Source organism: Brucella sp. LJL56 (assembly GCF_054871705.1).
The window spans coordinates 258,649-275,631 of sequence record NZ_JBTXLQ010000001.1 but is presented as its reverse complement, the minus strand read 5'-3'; the positions used below and the strand labels follow the sequence as shown (position 1 = coordinate 275,631).

Sequence of the window (16,983 nt, the reverse complement as noted above, 5' to 3'; positions counted from 1 at the left end):
ATGGTTAACGCGCCGCGTTAAGCATCTGTTGGGGTTCGGGGCGCTAAACTTGGTCAGATTATGCCGAATCTTTGCCGGGAACTTATTTTTCATTTGTTCGGCGGTGCAGCTTCTGCAAAAGTCGCCAAATGGCTCCTTCGGTCGGGGAGCCACACGGTGACAGGAATCCTGAGACTACAGGCCCTTGATGACAGGCAGTGCGTATCTGCTGCCATCATGACCAGCGGGAGGCGCGTTTCTCCTCCAGCACTGGGTCCGAACCGGAAGAAACGATCGATTTGAGCGCCCAAGGTTCATTTCGGTCAATTGAAAGGAAACTGCGATGAGCAAAGTCAGCAACAGCGGCGGCGATTCCAAGAATACGCTTTATTGCTCGTTCTGCGGCAAAAGCCAGCATGAAGTGCGCAAGCTGATTGCAGGCCCGACCGTTTTCATCTGCGACGAGTGCGTCGAACTCTGCATGGACATCATCCGCGAGGAAAACAAATCCTCGATGGTGAAGTCGCGCGAGGGCGTGCCTACGCCGCAGGAAATCATGGCCGTTCTTGACGATTACGTCATCGGCCAGAAGGATGCCAAGCGCGTTCTGTCGGTTGCGGTTCACAATCACTACAAGCGTCTCGCCCATCAGTCCAAGAGCAGCGATATCGAGCTTGCGAAGTCGAACATTCTTCTCGTCGGTCCGACGGGTTGCGGCAAGACCTATCTTGCCCAGACGCTCGCACGCATCATCGATGTGCCGTTCACCATGGCCGATGCGACGACACTGACGGAAGCAGGCTATGTCGGTGAAGATGTCGAGAACATCATCCTGAAGCTGCTTCAGGCCGCCGATTACAACGTGGAACGTGCGCAGCGCGGCATCGTCTATATCGACGAAGTCGACAAGATCAGCCGCAAGTCGGATAACCCGTCCATCACGCGCGACGTGTCGGGCGAGGGCGTCCAGCAGGCGCTTCTGAAGATCATGGAAGGCACCGTCGCTTCCGTGCCGCCGCAGGGTGGCCGCAAGCACCCACAGCAGGAATTCCTGCAGGTGGATACGACGAACATCCTCTTCATCTGCGGCGGCGCTTTTGCCGGTCTCGACAAGATCATCTCCGCACGTGGCGAGAAGACCTCCATAGGCTTTGGTGCAAACGTGAAGTCGGCTGACGATCGTCGTATCGGTGAAGTGTTCAGGGAGCTGGAACCGGAAGATTTGCTGAAATTCGGTCTCATTCCGGAATTCGTCGGTCGTCTGCCGGTGATCGCGACCCTCGAAGACCTCGATGTCGATGCTCTGGTGCAAATCCTGACCGAGCCGAAGAATGCGCTCGTGAAGCAGTATCAGCGCCTGTTCGACATGGAGAGTGTCGAGCTTAGCTTCCACGACGATGCCCTGCGGGCAATTGCCAACAAGGCTGTCGAGCGCAAGACGGGTGCACGCGGTCTGCGTTCGATCATGGAAAAGATCCTGCTCGACACGATGTTCGAGCTTCCGACGCTGGAAGGCGTACAGGAAGTGGTCATTTCCGGCGATGTAGTGGATGGCAGTGCCCGTCCGCTCTATATCTATGCCGAGCGCCAGGACGAAAAGGGTAATGTTTCCGCTTAAGCGGTGACAATTAATCCATAAAAAGGCCGCGCAAGCGGCCTTTTTCATGTGCAAACTTGCGTCGGGCTGATCCTGTCACTATTGCAGGCGCAGCAATCGGGGTACAGCCTAAGCTGGATATTGTACTAATTCACGGTACAGCGCAGGATAGATGACGATTCTATGAAAGCCATCCCGATACAGGCTATTGAATTGCCGGGTTTGGCTCTCCAAGTATGGACCGAAGCACATTCGCGACCTGCCTCATAATGAAAGGGGGCGCGGACGTGGCAGTCAGGTTGAAAGACCTGAGAAAGGACTGAGTTATGACGGGTATTGAACAGAAGACACCTTTGGGTGGTTCTGAAGCGGGCGGTGCAGACGGGCTCTATGCCGTTTTGCCGTTGCGTGACATCGTCGTTTTCCCGCATATGATCGTTCCGCTTTTTGTTGGCCGCGAAAAGTCCATTCGCGCGCTGGAGGAAGTGATGGGTGTGGACAAGCAGATTCTGCTCGCCACCCAGAAAAACGCTGCCGATGACGATCCGGCACCGGATGCGATTTTTGAAATCGGCACGATTGCCAATGTATTGCAGCTTTTGAAGCTGCCAGACGGCACCGTCAAGGTGCTGGTCGAAGGTACGGCACGCGCCAAGGTTTCCAAGTTTACCGATCGCGAAGATTATCACGAGGCCTATGCTGCGGCTTTACCGGAGCCTGAGGAAGATGCCGTTGAGATGGAGGCGCTGTCCCGCTCGGTGGTTTCCGACTTCGAAAACTACGTCAAGCTGAACAAGAAGATTTCGCCGGAAGTGGTTGGCGCCGCCAGCCAGATCGACGACTATTCGAAGCTTGCCGACACGGTTGCCTCACACCTCGCGATCAAGATTCCCGAAAAGCAGGAAATGCTGTCGATCCTCTCGGTGCGTGAGCGCCTTGAGAAGGCACTTTCCTTTATGGAAGCCGAAATTTCGGTCCTGCAGGTCGAGAAGCGTATCCGCAGCCGCGTCAAGCGCCAGATGGAGAAGACGCAGCGCGAGTACTATCTCAACGAGCAGATGAAGGCGATCCAGAAGGAGCTTGGCGATGGCGAGGACGGTCGCGATGAAGCGGCTGAACTCGAAGAACGCATCAACAAGACCAAGCTTTCCAAGGAAGCACGCGAAAAGGCACAGGCAGAGCTGAAGAAGCTGCGCAGCATGAGCCCGATGTCTGCCGAAGCAACGGTCGTCCGCAACTATCTCGACTGGCTGCTATCCATTCCATGGGGCAAGAAGTCGAAGATCAAGCAAGACCTGAACTTCGCCGAGGGCGTACTCGGTGACGATCATTTTGGTCTCGAAAAAGTCAAGGAACGCATTGTCGAATATCTCGCAGTGCAGGCCCGCTCGACCAAGATCAAGGGCCCGATCCTTTGCCTCGTCGGACCTCCCGGCGTGGGCAAGACCTCGCTCGCCCGTTCGATTGCCAAGGCTACCGGCCGTGAATATGTCCGTATGTCGCTTGGCGGCGTGCGTGACGAGGCTGAAATCCGCGGTCACCGCCGCACCTATATCGGCTCGATGCCCGGCAAGGTCATCCAGTCGATGAAGAAGGCGAAGAAGTCCAATCCGCTCTTCCTGCTCGATGAAATCGACAAGATGGGCCAGGATTTCCGCGGCGATCCGTCATCGGCCATGCTCGAGGTGCTGGATCCGGAACAGAACTCGACCTTCATGGATCACTACCTTGAGGTCGAATATGATCTGTCGAACGTCATGTTCGTGACGACGGCCAACACGCTGAACATTCCGGGTCCATTGCTGGACCGTATGGAAGTCATCCGTATCGCGGGCTACACCGAGGATGAAAAGCTCGAGATCGCCAAGCGGCACCTGCTGCCGAAGGCAATCAAGGACCACGCCCTGCAGCCGAAGGAGTTTTCGGTCACGGACGATGCGCTGCGCAATGTTATCCGCCTTTACACGCGGGAAGCAGGTGTGCGTAACCTCGAACGCGAACTGATGACTCTGGCACGTAAGGCCGTGACCGAAATCCTGAAGTCGAAGAAGAAGTCGGTGAAGGTCACTGACAAGAACCTCTCCGACTATCTGGGTGTCGAGCGGTTCCGCTTCGGTCAGATCGACGGCGAAGATCAGGTTGGCGTCGTGACAGGGCTTGCCTGGACTGAAGTCGGCGGCGAGCTGTTGACCATCGAAGGCGTCATGATGCCCGGCAAGGGCCGCATGACCGTCACGGGTAACCTCCGCGACGTGATGAAGGAATCGATCTCCGCTGCTGCATCCTATGTCCGCAGCAGAGCAATCGATTTCGGCATCGAGCCTCCGCTGTTTGACAAGCGCGACATCCACGTGCACGTGCCGGAAGGTGCAACGCCGAAGGACGGTCCGTCTGCCGGTATCGCCATGGTCACGGCGATTGTATCCGTGCTGACCGGTATCCCGGTTCGCAAGGACATCGCAATGACAGGCGAGGTCACCTTGCGCGGTCGTGTCCTGCCAATCGGCGGCCTGAAGGAAAAGCTCCTCGCAGCTCTGCGCGGCGGCATCAAGAAGGTTCTGATTCCGGAAGAAAACGCCAAGGATCTGGCGGATATTCCGGACAATGTGAAGAACAGTCTTGAGATCGTTCCGGTGTCTCGCGTGGGTGAAGTCCTCAAGCACGCTCTGGTTCGTGAACCAGAGCCGATTGAATGGACCGAGCCGACAACCCCGGCGACCGTGCCTTCGGTCGAGGAAGAAGCAGGGGTTTCGACGGCGCATTGAAGCATTTCCAGCGAAATCGCGAAGCGGTTTGCTTTCTGGTAATGCAGTGAAATGAACTTCTGGCGGGCGATTCTGATTCAGTCGGATCATCCCGCTGGAAGGTGTCTATCAGGACCAACAATCGAAATGCCGGGCAATTTGTCCGGCATTTCTGTGTTTAACCCCGGTTTTCCGGGGTTTTTTCACGTTGACAGGCTTGGTTTGTGAAACGATTTGAATAAACTCCGACCAATCCGGTCACGTTATCCGTTCCGGTAGATAAAGAAAGGAAATGCCAATGAACAAGAACGAATTGGTTGCCGCAGTTGCGGAAAAGGGCGGTTTGACGAAGGCTGATGCCGGTACTGCTGTTGATGCTGTACTCGCTGCTGTTACCGGCGCCCTGAAGGCTGGTGAAGAAGTCCGTCTGCCTGGCTTCGGCGTTTTCTCCGTTTCGCATCGCGCTGCCTCGACCGGCCGCAACCCGTCGACCGGCAAGGAAGTTGCTATTCCGGCTCGCAACGTGCCGAAGTTCTCGGCTGGCAAGGGCCTGAAGGATGCCGTAAACGGCTAATCATGATCTGGAGAGTGAAAGCTCTTCGAACGGATCGTGACATTAAATTTCCAGCCATCGCGGCATGATCGCGAATGGCTGTCGAGAAGGCCCGGCATTGCCGGGCTTTTTTCGTAAGTGTAGTAAGCGTGAATGAGTGCTTGCAACCGGATGTTGGCTTCTAAGAACCAAAAATATCCGTCAGGATTCTGGCCAGTGCGAAAACGGCTGCCAATGATAGCAGCCAGTCGAAAAATATATCCGGGTTTTTCATGAGTGAAAGAATGCTCGGCTGATCTTGCGAGATTGCACCGCCAAATGACACCATTTGGCGGCTCAATGGACTAGCGGACGATCTTCAGCAGGGAAGTGCGCTTCCCGAAGATCATATCGGTGCACAATGTGCCTTTACGAGAAAGTCTGTAGGTAGCAGCAGGCCGCGTATCACAAATGGACTTCACAAAACGCAGTGCTGATACGCGATCTGTGAAAAGTCCCCCGACAAGTCCCAGCCGGTCATAGACGACCCAGCGCCGTGCGGCTTCCTTGTCGACGATAAAGCGCGGCAGTGGAACGGCGGCGTTTCTCTGGTTTTTTGTGGTCATAGCGAGTGCTCCATCCAGAGACGCAACCGCATTCACTGTGTAAGTTGCATGATGAGGAACGTCACCAGAACGCCGGCTCCAATCACGGTCATCAAGCGGAGCAGTATGCTGATGTCCTGGCGCAATTCTTCCTCGGTAATGGCTGAACTGATGTTCCGGGACCCTGCATGCGTACGCTTTGCTTTGCTTAGGTGTAAAAACAGGCCCAATTTTCCGTACATGATCGAAACCTCACTTCTGATGGTTGCACGAATGTTTCAATTGCTGGGGGGCTAGGCTGGCGGTGTGTCAGCGCGCCGCCAGTGTGATGGAAAGTACCGCTTGCTGATGCTGCGCTATGAGCGCCGAGGGTGTTTCTTCCACATGGTCAATGGCAGCACAGGCCCGGCGAATGGAGCTGGCGGTTTCTTCGCTGACGCCAACCAATGGCAGCCGTACATCCGGCGAAAGACCGCGCCGATGGTGCAAGGCATACTTCACCGGAACGGGGTTGGTGTCCTGTTCCATGGCTGTCAGAAGAGGCTTCAATTTGAAGCCGAGCGTTCTGGCGGTGCAGGTGTCGGCACGTTTACAGGCTTCGTAAAGTTCGACAGTGGCTGCTGGAAGCACATTCGATATGACGGAAATCATTCCGTCTCCGCCCTCAAGATTGAAGGGAACGGCGGTTGCATCATGGCCGGATAGCAGTAACAGCCGATCACCAATACGACGAATGATACGTTTGAGGCGATCAAGTTCGCCGGTTGCGTCCTTGATACCAATGACAGTCGGTAGTTCACTCAGCCGTTCGATAGTTTCCAGAGAAAGGTCGACGCCAGTTCGCTTCGGAACATTATAAAGGATCATTGGTATCTGAACATTACGAGCCACAGCTTCGAAATGACGATACAAGCCTTCCTGAGACGGGCAGTTATAGTAGGGCGTGACAATCAAGGCAGCGTCGGCACCGCAGGCAGCCGCAGCGCTCGTCAAAGCTATGGTCGATAGAGTATCGTTAGTGCCTGTTCCTGCAACAACGGGTAAACGTCCTGCAGAGACGTCAACACAGGTTTTGATGAGGCTGATCTTTTCCGCCGTATTGAGAGTTGGGGCCTCTCCGGTCGTGCCACAGGGAGAAAGAGCATGGATGCCTTCTCCAATCTGCCACTCCACCAATTCTGCGAAAGCCTTGTGCGCCACTTCTCCGTTTTCAAATGGGGTAACAAGAGCGGTTGTTACTCCGCGCAATCTGGTTCTGAGTTCGTCATAAGCCATTGTTCTGGATCTCCGTTACCCGAACCTCCGACCGCAAACGAACCTCGCATATGTCGCAGAAGCCATTCAGAACGCAGTCTTGCCGGGCGTGAACAAGCTATGAGTCCCGGCGTATAAATTCGAGATCGGGAACAGACCCGGAGTATTAGAAAGTCGTATATTGCCTCAGGGCATGATGTGACCGCGCTGGCCGTTATAGCGACTAACGCTTTTATTCTCAGGTCCTTGCCCGCTCAGACAGAGGAGTATCCGCAAAAAAGCCGGGCACTGGGCCCGGCTTCCAATTACTCTCTTTGCCTGCCGTTTATTCAGCAGCCTCTGAACTGCGCTTGGGACGGCGTTCCAGCAGTTCCTTGAGGAAGTGGCCGGTATAAGACCGCTTCTCCTGCACGATGTCTTCCGGACGGCCCACGGCAACAATCTCGCCGCCGCCATCGCCACCTTCCGGTCCAAGGTCGATCACCCAGTCGGCAGTCTTGATGACTTCGAGATTATGCTCGATCACTACGACCGTATTGCCCTGTTCGACCAACTCGTGCAGCACTTCCAAAAGTTTTGCCACGTCGTGGAAGTGCAGGCCGGTCGTCGGTTCGTCCAGAATATAGAGCGTACGGCCCGTTGCACGGCGCGACAGCTCCTTGGCGAGCTTCACGCGCTGCGCTTCACCGCCCGACAGCGTCGTTGCCTGCTGGCCAACCTTGATATAGCCGAGGCCAACCTTGACGAGCGTTTCCATTTTGTCGCGTACGGCGGGTACAGCGGAGAAGAATTCCGCGCCTTCCTCGACCGTCATGTCCAGCACATCGGCGATGGACTTGCCCTTGAACAGGACTTCCAGCGTTTCGCGGTTGTAGCGCTTGCCGTGGCATACGTCGCAAGTCACATAGACATCAGGCAGGAAGTGCATCTCGATCTTGATGACGCCATCGCCCTGACAGGCCTCGCAGCGTCCGCCCTTCACGTTGAACGAGAAGCGGCCCGGCTGATAACCTCGCGCCTTGGCTTCCGGCAGGCCCGCGAACCAGTCGCGGATCGGCGTGAAGGCGCCGGTATAAGTTGCCGGGTTGGAGCGCGGGGTGCGGCCAATAGGCGACTGGTCGATATCGATCACCTTGTCGAGGAATTCCAGCCCTTCGATACGGTCATGTTCCGCCGGGTGTTCGCGCGAGCCCATGATGCGGCGCGAAGCAGCCTTGTACAGGGTTTCGATCAGGAAAGTGGACTTGCCGCCGCCTGAAACGCCGGTGACGGCGGTGAAGGTGCCGAGCGGAATATCTGCCGAGACATTCTTCAGGTTGTTGCCGCGCGCGCCCACCACCTTGATGCGCTTGGACTTTGAAATCTTGCGGCGTTCCGCCGGAACGGCAACTTCCATCGTACCCGACAGATACTTGCCGGTCAGCGAGTTCGCATTGGACATCACGTCCTGCGGCGACCCCTGGGCAATGATCTTGCCGCCATGAACACCTGCCGCCGGGCCGATATCGACCACATAGTCGGCAGTCAGGATCGCGTCTTCATCGTGCTCAACGACGATGACTGTGTTGCCGAGATCGCGCAGATGGCGCAGCGTGTCGAGAAGGCGGGCATTGTCGCGCTGATGCAAACCAATGGAGGGTTCGTCCAGCACGTAAAGCACGCCGGTCAGGCCGGAGCCGATCTGCGAGGCAAGACGGATACGCTGGCTTTCACCGCCCGACAGCGTGCCGGAATTGCGCGCCAGCGTCAGATAATCAAGGCCGACATCGTTGAGGAACTGCAGGCGCTCGCGAATCTCCTTGAGAATGCGGGCGGCAATTTCGCGCTGCTTGTCATTGAAGCTGCCATCGACGTCGCGGAACCAAGCGTCGGCCTTGCGGATCGACATTTCCGTGATCTCGCCGATATGTTTCATGCCTATCTTGACCGCCAGCGCTTCCGGCTTCAGGCGATAGCCATTACAGGAAGGGCAGGGCGTCGAGGCCATGAAGCGCTCGATATCTTCACGCGACCAGGCGGAATCGGTCTCCTTCCAGCGGCGCTCCAGATTAGGGATTACGCCTTCAAAAGGCTTCGTCGTCTGGTAGGAGCGCAGGCCGTCATCATACTGGAAGGTGATTTCCTTGCCCTTGGTGCCATAAAGAATGGCCTGCTGGGCTTCTTCCGAAAGATCGGCCCATCGTGCGCCAATCTTGAAGCCATAGGCTTTGCCAAGCGCTTCCAGCGTCTGATTGTAGTAAGGCGACGAGGATCGCGCCCATGGCGCAATCGCGCCATCCTTCAATGCTGCCGTTTCGTCGGGAACGATCAGGTTCGGATCGATGGCCTGCTGCGTGCCGAGGCCATCGCAGGTCGGGCAGGCGCCGAACGGGTTGTTAAACGAGAACAGGCGCGGTTCGATTTCGGGAATGGTGAAGCCGGAAACCGGGCAGGCAAACTTTTCCGAAAACAGAATGCGCTCATGCGTTTCGTTGGCCGATTTGTTGGCTGCGCCACCTTCCGCCGTTTCTTCGGGCGGCAGCGGCTTGTCCGCGAACTCGGCAACGGCCAGACCTTCGGCAAGCTTGAGGCTGGTTTCAAGACTGTCGGCGAGGCGGGTCGACAGGTCAGGGCGCACCACGACGCGGTCGACGACCACATCAATGTCGTGCTTGTACTTCTTGTCCAGCGCCGGAACGTCGGCGATTTCATAGAAGGTGCCGTCTACCTTGACGCGCTGAAAGCCCTTTTTCTGAAGCTCCGCCAGCTCCTTCTTGTACTCGCCCTTGCGGCCGCGAACGATGGGCGCGAGGATATAAAGGCGCGTGCCTTCTTCCAGCGCCATGACGCGATCAACCATCTGGCTGACCGTCTGGCTTTCGATGGGAAGGCCGGTCGCCGGCGAATAGGGCACGCCCACGCGCGCAAAGAGCAGGCGCATATAGTCGTAAATTTCGGTGACAGTGCCGACAGTCGAACGCGGATTGCGGCTCGTCGTCTTCTGCTCGATGGAAATGGCGGGCGACAGGCCGTCGATCTGATCGACATCCGGCTTCTGCATCATTTCGAGGAACTGGCGCGCATAGGCCGAAAGGCTTTCGACGTAGCGGCGCTGGCCTTCCGCATAGATCGTATCGAAGGCAAGCGAGGATTTGCCCGAGCCGGAAAGCCCCGTCATCACGATCAGCTTGTCGCGAGGCAGATCGAGATCGACATTTTTTAGATTGTGTTCGCGCGCGCCACGTATGGAAATGAATTTCTGATCGCTCATTCCGCGTCCTGCCTGCTCATGATGCCATGGATAAACGGGCGCCGAATGGTGAAACACGTCGCGCCGGTCTCTAATATGGGGTGAAACCCTCCAATAAGAAGGGGGCTCCGGTCATTCATCGGTGCACTCTTATCATTAGAACAAATATCGAACAACCAGCCTTCTGATAGGCGATACGAAATGTGAACGCAAGAGCGTTGACTGTCACTCCTGACAGGAGCAGACTACCCTAACTCGCTGATAGCGGAGAGGTGCCGCGGTGGGATGACACGGCATCGGCAAGAGGTCCGCAGGAGGCGGGGAGACCCAGTAGGGAGGTAAAGGAGCATGAGTCCACCTGACTACAGTGCCTAGCTTTCACAGAGATGAAAGCACAATCCGTTTCGGTTGCGGCAGCATCTTTTCGCAAGGAATGATGCGTCGTTGATCGAAAGTGTGATTGCCGACAATTTGAATTTGCGCGGAATGCAAATGGCCGTGCGCCTTTGTGATCCGAAAAGACCTGCCGACGAATTAATGTCGACACATGAGCATTGCTCAAACCCCAAGCCCTGCGCGCCAAAGATACAGTGAGCGGCAGGGCTTTTCCTTGGAAGCTGATGTGGTTTGCGAGATGCGGACGCTACGACTTCATAAGGATGATCGGTGAGGCCGTTTCGTAATTAAGGCAGATGCAGTTTTAGGCGCTGAAATACGGCAAACTGCATTTTCAGCATAGGAAATGGTGCAAAAACCCACTGAAATTTGTGGCGAACGTGTGACTTTTTAATGTCGGAAGGTTGCATTTTGAACAAAACAAGAACATAAACTCTGTGGACATTAACAAATTCACCGACCCGGATTGAGCACGTTTTGAGCCAGTCCTGTAAGGTGAACATATGAGTTTCTGGTGATGGCGCATCGTTGCGCCTGATCTTTCATTTGGAACGTGCCTCTTGTCTGTGCGAAGCCGTACGGAAAGAGCGTGCATGCAAGACCCGGAGTAATTTTTCGATGGCTGGTAGCGTCAACAAAGTCATTCTGGTCGGCAATCTTGGTGCCGATCCGGAAATTCGTCGTCTGAATTCGGGCGATGTGGTCGCCAATCTGCGCATTGCGACGTCGGAAAGCTGGCGCGACCGTCAGAGCGGCGAACGCAAGGATCGTACAGAATGGCACAGCGTTGTCATTTTCAACGAGAACCTTGCCAAGGTCGCGGAACAATATCTGAAGAAGGGCGCCAAGGTTTATATCGAAGGCGCGCTCCAGACCCGCAAATGGCAGGATCAGAACGGCAACGACCGCTATTCGACGGAAGTTGTGCTGCAGAAGTTCCGCGGTGAACTTCAGATGCTCGACAGCCGTGGCGAAGGTGGCGGCGAGGGCCGTTCGTTCGGCGGCGGCGGCAATCGCAACCAGATGTCGGATTATTCCGGCGGCGGCGGTGATTTCGGTTCGTCCGGCCCGTCTTCGGGCGGCGGTAGCGGCGGTGGCTTTTCGCGTGATCTGGACGACGAAATTCCGTTCTGAGAATAAATCTCATCCTGTTTATAAGTGAAGTTCGATAAGGCGCTGTTTTACAGCGCCTTTTCTATTGCACATACTTCTAAAATCGCTGATCACACAGTGTCGGTTGCGAGCTGGCAATCCCTGTCAGCGCGGTTTCTCTTCGAATGTAATCTGCTCACCGTCTTCTTTGGTGAATGAAGCAACAGGGTTTTCCAGAAGAGCCAGAACCAGTTCGGAGGGGCGGCACAGTCTGGTGCCTTTCGGTGTTTCAACAATGGGCCGATTGATCAAAATCGGATGAGTCATCATGAAGTCGATCAGCTCATCGTCGGTCCATTTTGGATCGGACAGGCCGAGTTCGGCAAAGGGTGTACCTTTCTCGCGCAGCAATTGACGCGGTGTAAGGTTCATGGCTGCAAGCAGCCCGACCAAGCGTTCCCGCGTGGGCGGATTTTGCACATACTCGACAATGACGGGTTCTTCGCCGCTGGCGCGGATCATCGCCAGGGTATTGCGCGAGGTGCCGCATTTCGGATTGTGAAAAATAGCGATGGTCATCAGATTTTCCCTGTCTGGGCGATGGCTTCCTATCGATGCCGTGTTCATACAATGCTTCGACATAATGTCGGGATAGTAGCAGATCGGTTTTGGATCAAAGCGCGCCGTTCATCAACGGATCGCCGGGATAGGTCTCAATTGAGAACTCCATATTGTCGGCTGAAAACCGTGTCAGCGAATACTGAATCGGCTTCCCATCTAGCTTCACATTGATAGCCTTGGCTGTCAGCACAATAGCGCCGGGTGAAAGTTTCAAATGTTTCAGATCGTCAGAATCGGCATGGCGGGCGGATATGACTGTGGACTTACGGAAATAATCCGCAATACCCGCTTTTCTGAACGCCACGGTGATTGAACCACTTTCCGCATAGTCCGTCGCAATTTCAGGAAAATTTTCGGCACTGATCCAGAGTGTCGCACGCGACACCGGGCGCCCATCGGCACTGTGCAAGGTTTCCAGCCGCGTGACAGGCGAACCGGGCTCAATCTCAAGGGCCTCGGCTATATCCGGTGAGGCCGGGGCTGTGCCGGAAGCGAGTAGACTTCCCTTCATATCGCGTACCTGCGAAGCCAGCGATTGCGAAATACGGGTGCGGCGGCCGATCTGATAGGTGAGGCGTTTTGCATTGGCCACAAAGGTGCCGCGCCCCTGTTCTGCCCGCAACACACCTTCCTGTGTCAGAGCTGCAATGGCGCTGCGCACTGTATGGCGATTGACGCCAAATCGGTCCGCCAAGTCTATTTCAGCGGGCATACGCGCCCCAGATTGCAGTTTCCCGGCCATGATGTCGCCGCGTATCTCGTCGGCAATCTGCCGCCAGATAGCTACACCGCTGTTTCTCTCAATCCGCCTGTTCTTTGTCATCAACTGTCATCGTCCTGTCATTGGCAGGGTATATCTATTCTGGTATTGTATAGTTGTCTATATAACTAGACAATTAATGCCATCACGTCAACAAGATTAGATAGGGCGGATAAGCTCATGCATACTCCCCGGCAAACTACGCGGCACAGCACAGGTGAAAGTGGAGACAGCTCCACTGCTGGAAGCAATTTGGCGCCGGATGCAACGCAGGCTGCACGTCAGGCCAGTATGGCGCTTCTCGCGCGCGCAAGTGGTGAAGAATTGAAAACGTTCTGGCAGAACTGGGCGGAAAAGCCTGAATTTGAAGTTCTGCGTGGTCCGGAAACCGGACTGGTCATGATGCGCGGCCGTATTGGCGGCGGCGGTGCCCCATTCAATGTTGGCGAGGCAACCGTCACCCGCGCAACTGTTCGTCTGGCGAATGGCTCGGTTGGACATTCCTACGCGCTTGGGCGCGATCAGGAAAAGGCGAAGCTGGCTGCATTGTTTGATGCGCTCTGGCTCGATGAAGCCACCCGCGATGCGATCGAAAGCAACGTGCTCAACGCATTGCGTGGTCGTGTCGATACTGCGGATGCAAAACGGCGCGGCGAAGCTGCTGCCACGAAGGTCGATTTCTTCACTATGGTTCGGGGAGATAACTGATGCTCCATTCTTCTTCTGCATTTGAAGGGGGACTGGCTGATCCAGTCAATGAAGCGCAGTCGGCGTTTCATGCAGTCATGCACGCAATGGCCAATCCTGGTCGTATCCATTCGCTACCAAGTACTGCTGCACCATCAAAGCCGCTCACACCGCAGCTCGGCCTGATTGCAGCAACGCTTCTGGATCACGATGCCAGCGTCTGGGTCGATGCTGAAATTGCAGCCAATCAGGACGCAACGGCATGGCTGACATTCCATACCGGTGCACCAATTGTTGATGACCAGTCGAAGGCACAGTTCGCACTCGTGACTGATGCGCAATCGCTGCCAGCACTTTCTTCCTTTTCTCAGGGTGACCCTGAGTTTCCGGACCGTTCGACGACTGTTGTTCTGGCTGTTTCTTCGCTGACGAGCGGGCAGGGTTTCTGCCTCAGAGGCCCCGGTATCAAGGATGAAACTGTGCTGAACGTCGATGGTTTGCCGCAGGATTTTGCCGCGCAATGGCGTGAAAATGGCGCGTTGTTTCCGCTGGGTATCGATCTGGTGCTCGTCGCTGACGGCAAAGTCGCAGCGCTTCCCCGCACCACACGTATAGCAAGTTTGGAGGGCTGATCCATGTATGTTGCTGTAAAGGGCGGTGAAACCGCCATCCGCAATGCCCACCGTCTGCTTGATGACCGCCGTCGCGGGGACCGCTCGGTTCCGGCACTGCGTCTTGATCAGATTGTCGAACAGCTTGGCCTCGCCGTTGATCGTGTGATGGCCGAAGGCTCGCTTTATGACCGTGAACTTGCAGCCCTTGCCGTGCGCCAGTCGCGTGGCGACCTGATCGAAGCAATCTTTCTGGTCCGTGCCTACCGCACGACATTGCCGCGTTTTGGTTATTCGCTTCCGCTGGAAACGGCGAATATGCTGATCGAACGCCGCATTTCGGCCACCTATAAAGATCTGCCCGGCGGGCAGCTATTGGGGCCGACATTCGATTATACGCACCGACTGCTTGATCCGGAATTGGCTGGCGATGTGAGTGTTCCTGAGCCGGAAGTGCGTGCGGCTGAGCCTGAAGAGACGCCACGCGTGACCGATATTCTCGGTGTCAACGGCATGATCGAAGAGGACGGTGCAATGCCGGAAGGGCATGAACCGGGCGATCTTACCCGCGAACCGTGGACTTTCCCGATGCCGCGCGATCTGCGCTTGCAGGCTTTGGCGCGGGGCGATGAAGGCTTCCTGCTGGCGCTGGGTTATTCCACGCAGCGCGGTTATGGCAACACGCATCCATTTGTCGGTGAAATCCGCATTGGCGAGGTGGAAGTCGAGTTCGACGTGCCTGAGCTTGGCTTTGCCGTTTCGCTTGGCCGCGTTCAGTTGACCGAATGCCAGATGGTGAGCCAGTTCAAGGGCTCGTCCAAGCAGGCACCGCAGTTCACCCGTGGTTATGGTCTGGTGTTCGGACAAAGCGAGCGCAAAGCCATGTCGATGTCGCTTTGCGACCGGGCGCTGCGTGTCCGTGAATTCGATGCGGATGTGACAGCACCCGCGCAGGACGAAGAATTCGTCATTTCCCATTCCGACAATGTGCAGTCGACGGGCTTCGTCGAGCATCTGAAATTGCCCCATTACGTGGACTTTCAGGCCGAGCTTGATCTCATCCGCCGTATGCGTGCGGAATATGAACAAGCGAACAACGAGACTGAAGTTTTGGCAACCGAAGCAGCAGCCAATATCGGCATAGGCAAGGAAGCAGCAGAATGAGCGATCTAGCCAATTACAATTTCGCCTATCTGGATGAGCAGACAAAGCGGATGATCCGTCGTGCTATCCTGAAAGCCATTGCTATTCCGGGCTATCAGGTGCCGTTTGCCAGCCGTGAAATGCCGATGCCTTATGGCTGGGGCACGGGCGGCGTGCAGGTAACTGCCGCAATCCTCGGTCAGAATGATGTGCTGAAGGTGATCGATCAGGGTGCTGACGACACGACCAATGCCGTTTCCATCCGCGCATTCTTCCAGAAAACTGCCAATGTTGCCGTGACCACCCATACGGGTGAGGCGACGATCATCCAGACACGTCACCGCATCCCGGAGTATCCGCTGAGCGAAGGGCAGGTGATTGTCTATCAGGTGCCAATTCCTGAACCACTGCGTTTTCTGGAACCGCGTGAAACCGAAACGCGCAAGATGCACGCGCTTGCCGAATATGGCCTCATGCATGTGAAGCTGTACGAGGATATCGCGCGCCACGGCCATATCGCCAAGACCTATGATTATCCGGTGATGATCGAAGGGCGCTATGTCATGGCACCGTCGCCGACGCCAAAGTTCGATAATCCAAAGATGCATATGTCGCCAGCTCTACAGCTCTTTGGTGCCGGTCGTGAAAAGCGCATCTATGCCGTGCCACCATATACGGATGTCGTGAGCCTCGATTTCGAGGACCATCCATTTGAGGTGCAGAAATTCAAGGAGCCTTGCGCATTGTGCGGCGCACGCGGCGTCTATCTCGACGAAGTGGTACTCGATGATCGCGGCGGCTCGATGTTTGTCTGCTCCGACACCGATTATTGTGAAGATCGTCAGGCGAATGGCCACTTTGGTCATCTGGCAGCGAATAAGGAGGCCGCGGAATGAGCGTCGAACCTCTGCTGAAAGTCAGCAATCTCTCGAAGTTTTATGGCAGCCGTCGCGGTTGCGCGGATATCGATTTCTCGCTCTGGCCAGGCGAAGTGCTGGCCATCGTCGGCGAATCCGGTTCGGGCAAGACGACTTTGCTCAACTGTCTGGCGACACGTCTGGAACCGACATCGGGCAGCGTGGAATATCGGATGCGTGATGGCGAGTTCCGTGATCTTTACAAGATCGGAGAGGCTGAACGCCGCTTTCTGATGCGTACCGATTGGGGTTTCGTGCATCAGAACCCTTCGGATGGTCTGCGCATGACCGTTTCGGCGGGTGCCAATGTCGGTGAACGGCTGATGGCTGTTGGCGAGCGCCACTATGGCAATATCCGCAACACGGCAACCGAATGGCTTGGACGTGTCGAAATCGCTGCTGACCGCATCGACGACCAGCCTCGCGCTTTCTCCGGCGGTATGCGTCAGCGTCTGCAGATTGCACGCAATCTGGTGACGGCACCACGTCTTGTTTTCATGGATGAACCGACCGGCGGTCTCGATGTGTCCGTGCAGGCGCGTCTTCTTGATCTGCTGCGCGGTCTGGTGAGCGATCTCGGCCTTTCGGTTGTCATCGTGACCCACGATCTCGCAGTGGCGCGTCTTCTGTCCCATCGCATCATGGTCATGAAAGACGGCCATATTGTCGAACAGGGCCTGACCGACCGCGTTCTGGATGACCCGCAAGCGCCTTACACGCAGCTTCTCGTGTCATCTATTCTGCAGGTTTAGTAAATTAAAACAGATGTTTGCAGCGTGTTGTTCGTAAATTAGCGAAACTTCATGCGTGAGGTGA

At 55.9% G+C, this 16,983-nt stretch carries 14 protein-coding genes; 9 read left to right on the top strand and 5 right to left on the bottom strand.

Annotated features, from left to right (window positions below; genetic code table 11):
• Positions 1–322: 322 nt before the first annotated feature.
• From clpX to ACYSN1_RS01325, 3 genes are all read left to right on the top strand, one after another.
• A complete protein-coding gene (gene clpX / locus ACYSN1_RS01335) occupies positions 323–1,597 on the top strand; it encodes an ATP-dependent Clp protease ATP-binding subunit ClpX (protein ID WP_105541868.1) in 1,275 nt (424 codons plus the stop codon).
• 305 nt (positions 1,598–1,902) lie between these two features.
• Positions 1,903–4,341, top strand: coding sequence for an endopeptidase La (lon, locus tag ACYSN1_RS01330; protein WP_461724089.1), 2,439 nt, complete (start codon positions 1,903–1,905; stop codon positions 4,339–4,341).
• A gap of 277 nt (positions 4,342–4,618) precedes the next feature.
• Positions 4,619–4,894 carry an HU family DNA-binding protein gene (locus ACYSN1_RS01325; RefSeq protein WP_006470422.1) on the top strand — a complete coding sequence of 92 codons (276 nt, stop codon included), beginning with the start codon at positions 4,619–4,621 and terminating at the stop codon, positions 4,892–4,894.
• Positions 4,895–5,217: 323 nt separating this feature from the next.
• On the opposite strand, the gene ACYSN1_RS01320 is transcribed toward ACYSN1_RS01325, so the two are convergent.
• From ACYSN1_RS01320 to uvrA, 3 genes are all read right to left on the bottom strand, one after another.
• A complete protein-coding gene (locus ACYSN1_RS01320) occupies positions 5,218–5,478 on the bottom strand; it encodes a hypothetical protein (protein ID WP_010660141.1) in 261 nt (86 codons plus the stop codon).
• A 288-nt stretch (positions 5,479–5,766) separates the two neighbouring features.
• Positions 5,767–6,732 (bottom strand): 4-hydroxy-tetrahydrodipicolinate synthase, encoded by a 966-nt coding sequence (gene dapA / locus ACYSN1_RS01315; protein ID WP_461724088.1) that lies wholly within the window; start codon positions 6,730–6,732, stop codon positions 5,767–5,769.
• A 304-nt stretch (positions 6,733–7,036) separates the two neighbouring features.
• On the bottom strand, positions 7,037–9,961 hold the full coding sequence (gene uvrA / locus ACYSN1_RS01310; protein ID WP_461724087.1) for an excinuclease ABC subunit UvrA: 2,925 nt from the start codon (positions 9,959–9,961) through the stop codon (positions 7,037–7,039).
• A gap of 993 nt (positions 9,962–10,954) precedes the next feature.
• On the opposite strand from uvrA, the gene ssb reads away from it, so the two are divergent.
• Complete coding sequence (gene ssb, locus ACYSN1_RS01305) at positions 10,955–11,470, top strand: single-stranded DNA-binding protein (protein WP_140019496.1); 516 nt, start codon at positions 10,955–10,957, stop codon at positions 11,468–11,470.
• Between the two features lie 123 nt (positions 11,471–11,593).
• Here ssb and arsC read toward each other — a convergent pair whose 3' ends face one another.
• Positions 11,594–12,007, bottom strand: a complete 414-nt coding sequence (gene arsC, locus ACYSN1_RS01300) for an arsenate reductase (glutaredoxin) (RefSeq protein WP_461724086.1) — start codon at positions 12,005–12,007, stop codon at positions 11,594–11,596.
• Between the two features lie 94 nt (positions 12,008–12,101).
• A complete protein-coding gene (phnF, locus tag ACYSN1_RS01295) occupies positions 12,102–12,875 on the bottom strand; it encodes a phosphonate metabolism transcriptional regulator PhnF (RefSeq protein ID WP_461724085.1) in 774 nt (257 codons plus the stop codon).
• 225 nt (positions 12,876–13,100) lie between these two features.
• Between phnF and phnG the strand changes: the two genes are divergently transcribed.
• Genes phnG through phnK form a run of 5 tightly spaced genes read left to right on the top strand, consistent with a single transcriptional unit; the run spans position 13,101 to position 16,919 of the window.
• On the top strand, positions 13,101–13,517 hold the full coding sequence (gene phnG, locus ACYSN1_RS01290) for a phosphonate C-P lyase system protein PhnG (protein WP_461725248.1): 417 nt from the start codon (positions 13,101–13,103) through the stop codon (positions 13,515–13,517).
• Positions 13,517–14,128 (top strand): phosphonate C-P lyase system protein PhnH, encoded by a 612-nt coding sequence (gene phnH / locus ACYSN1_RS01285; protein WP_461724084.1) that lies wholly within the window; start codon positions 13,517–13,519, stop codon positions 14,126–14,128. Before phnG ends, phnH begins: the two co-directional genes overlap by 1 nt.
• 3 nt (positions 14,129–14,131) lie before the next feature.
• Positions 14,132–15,271 carry a carbon-phosphorus lyase complex subunit gene (locus tag ACYSN1_RS01280; protein WP_461724083.1) on the top strand — a complete coding sequence of 380 codons (1,140 nt, stop codon included), beginning with the start codon at positions 14,132–14,134 and terminating at the stop codon, positions 15,269–15,271.
• Positions 15,268–16,146: an alpha-D-ribose 1-methylphosphonate 5-phosphate C-P-lyase PhnJ gene (locus ACYSN1_RS01275; protein WP_461724082.1), complete on the top strand. Its 879-nt coding sequence runs from the start codon at positions 15,268–15,270 to the stop codon at positions 16,144–16,146. Before ACYSN1_RS01280 ends, ACYSN1_RS01275 begins: the two co-directional genes overlap by 4 nt.
• Positions 16,143–16,919 carry a phosphonate C-P lyase system protein PhnK gene (phnK, locus tag ACYSN1_RS01270; RefSeq protein WP_007875095.1) on the top strand — a complete coding sequence of 259 codons (777 nt, stop codon included), beginning with the start codon at positions 16,143–16,145 and terminating at the stop codon, positions 16,917–16,919. Before ACYSN1_RS01275 ends, phnK begins: the two co-directional genes overlap by 4 nt.
• Positions 16,920–16,983 lie beyond the last annotated feature (64 nt).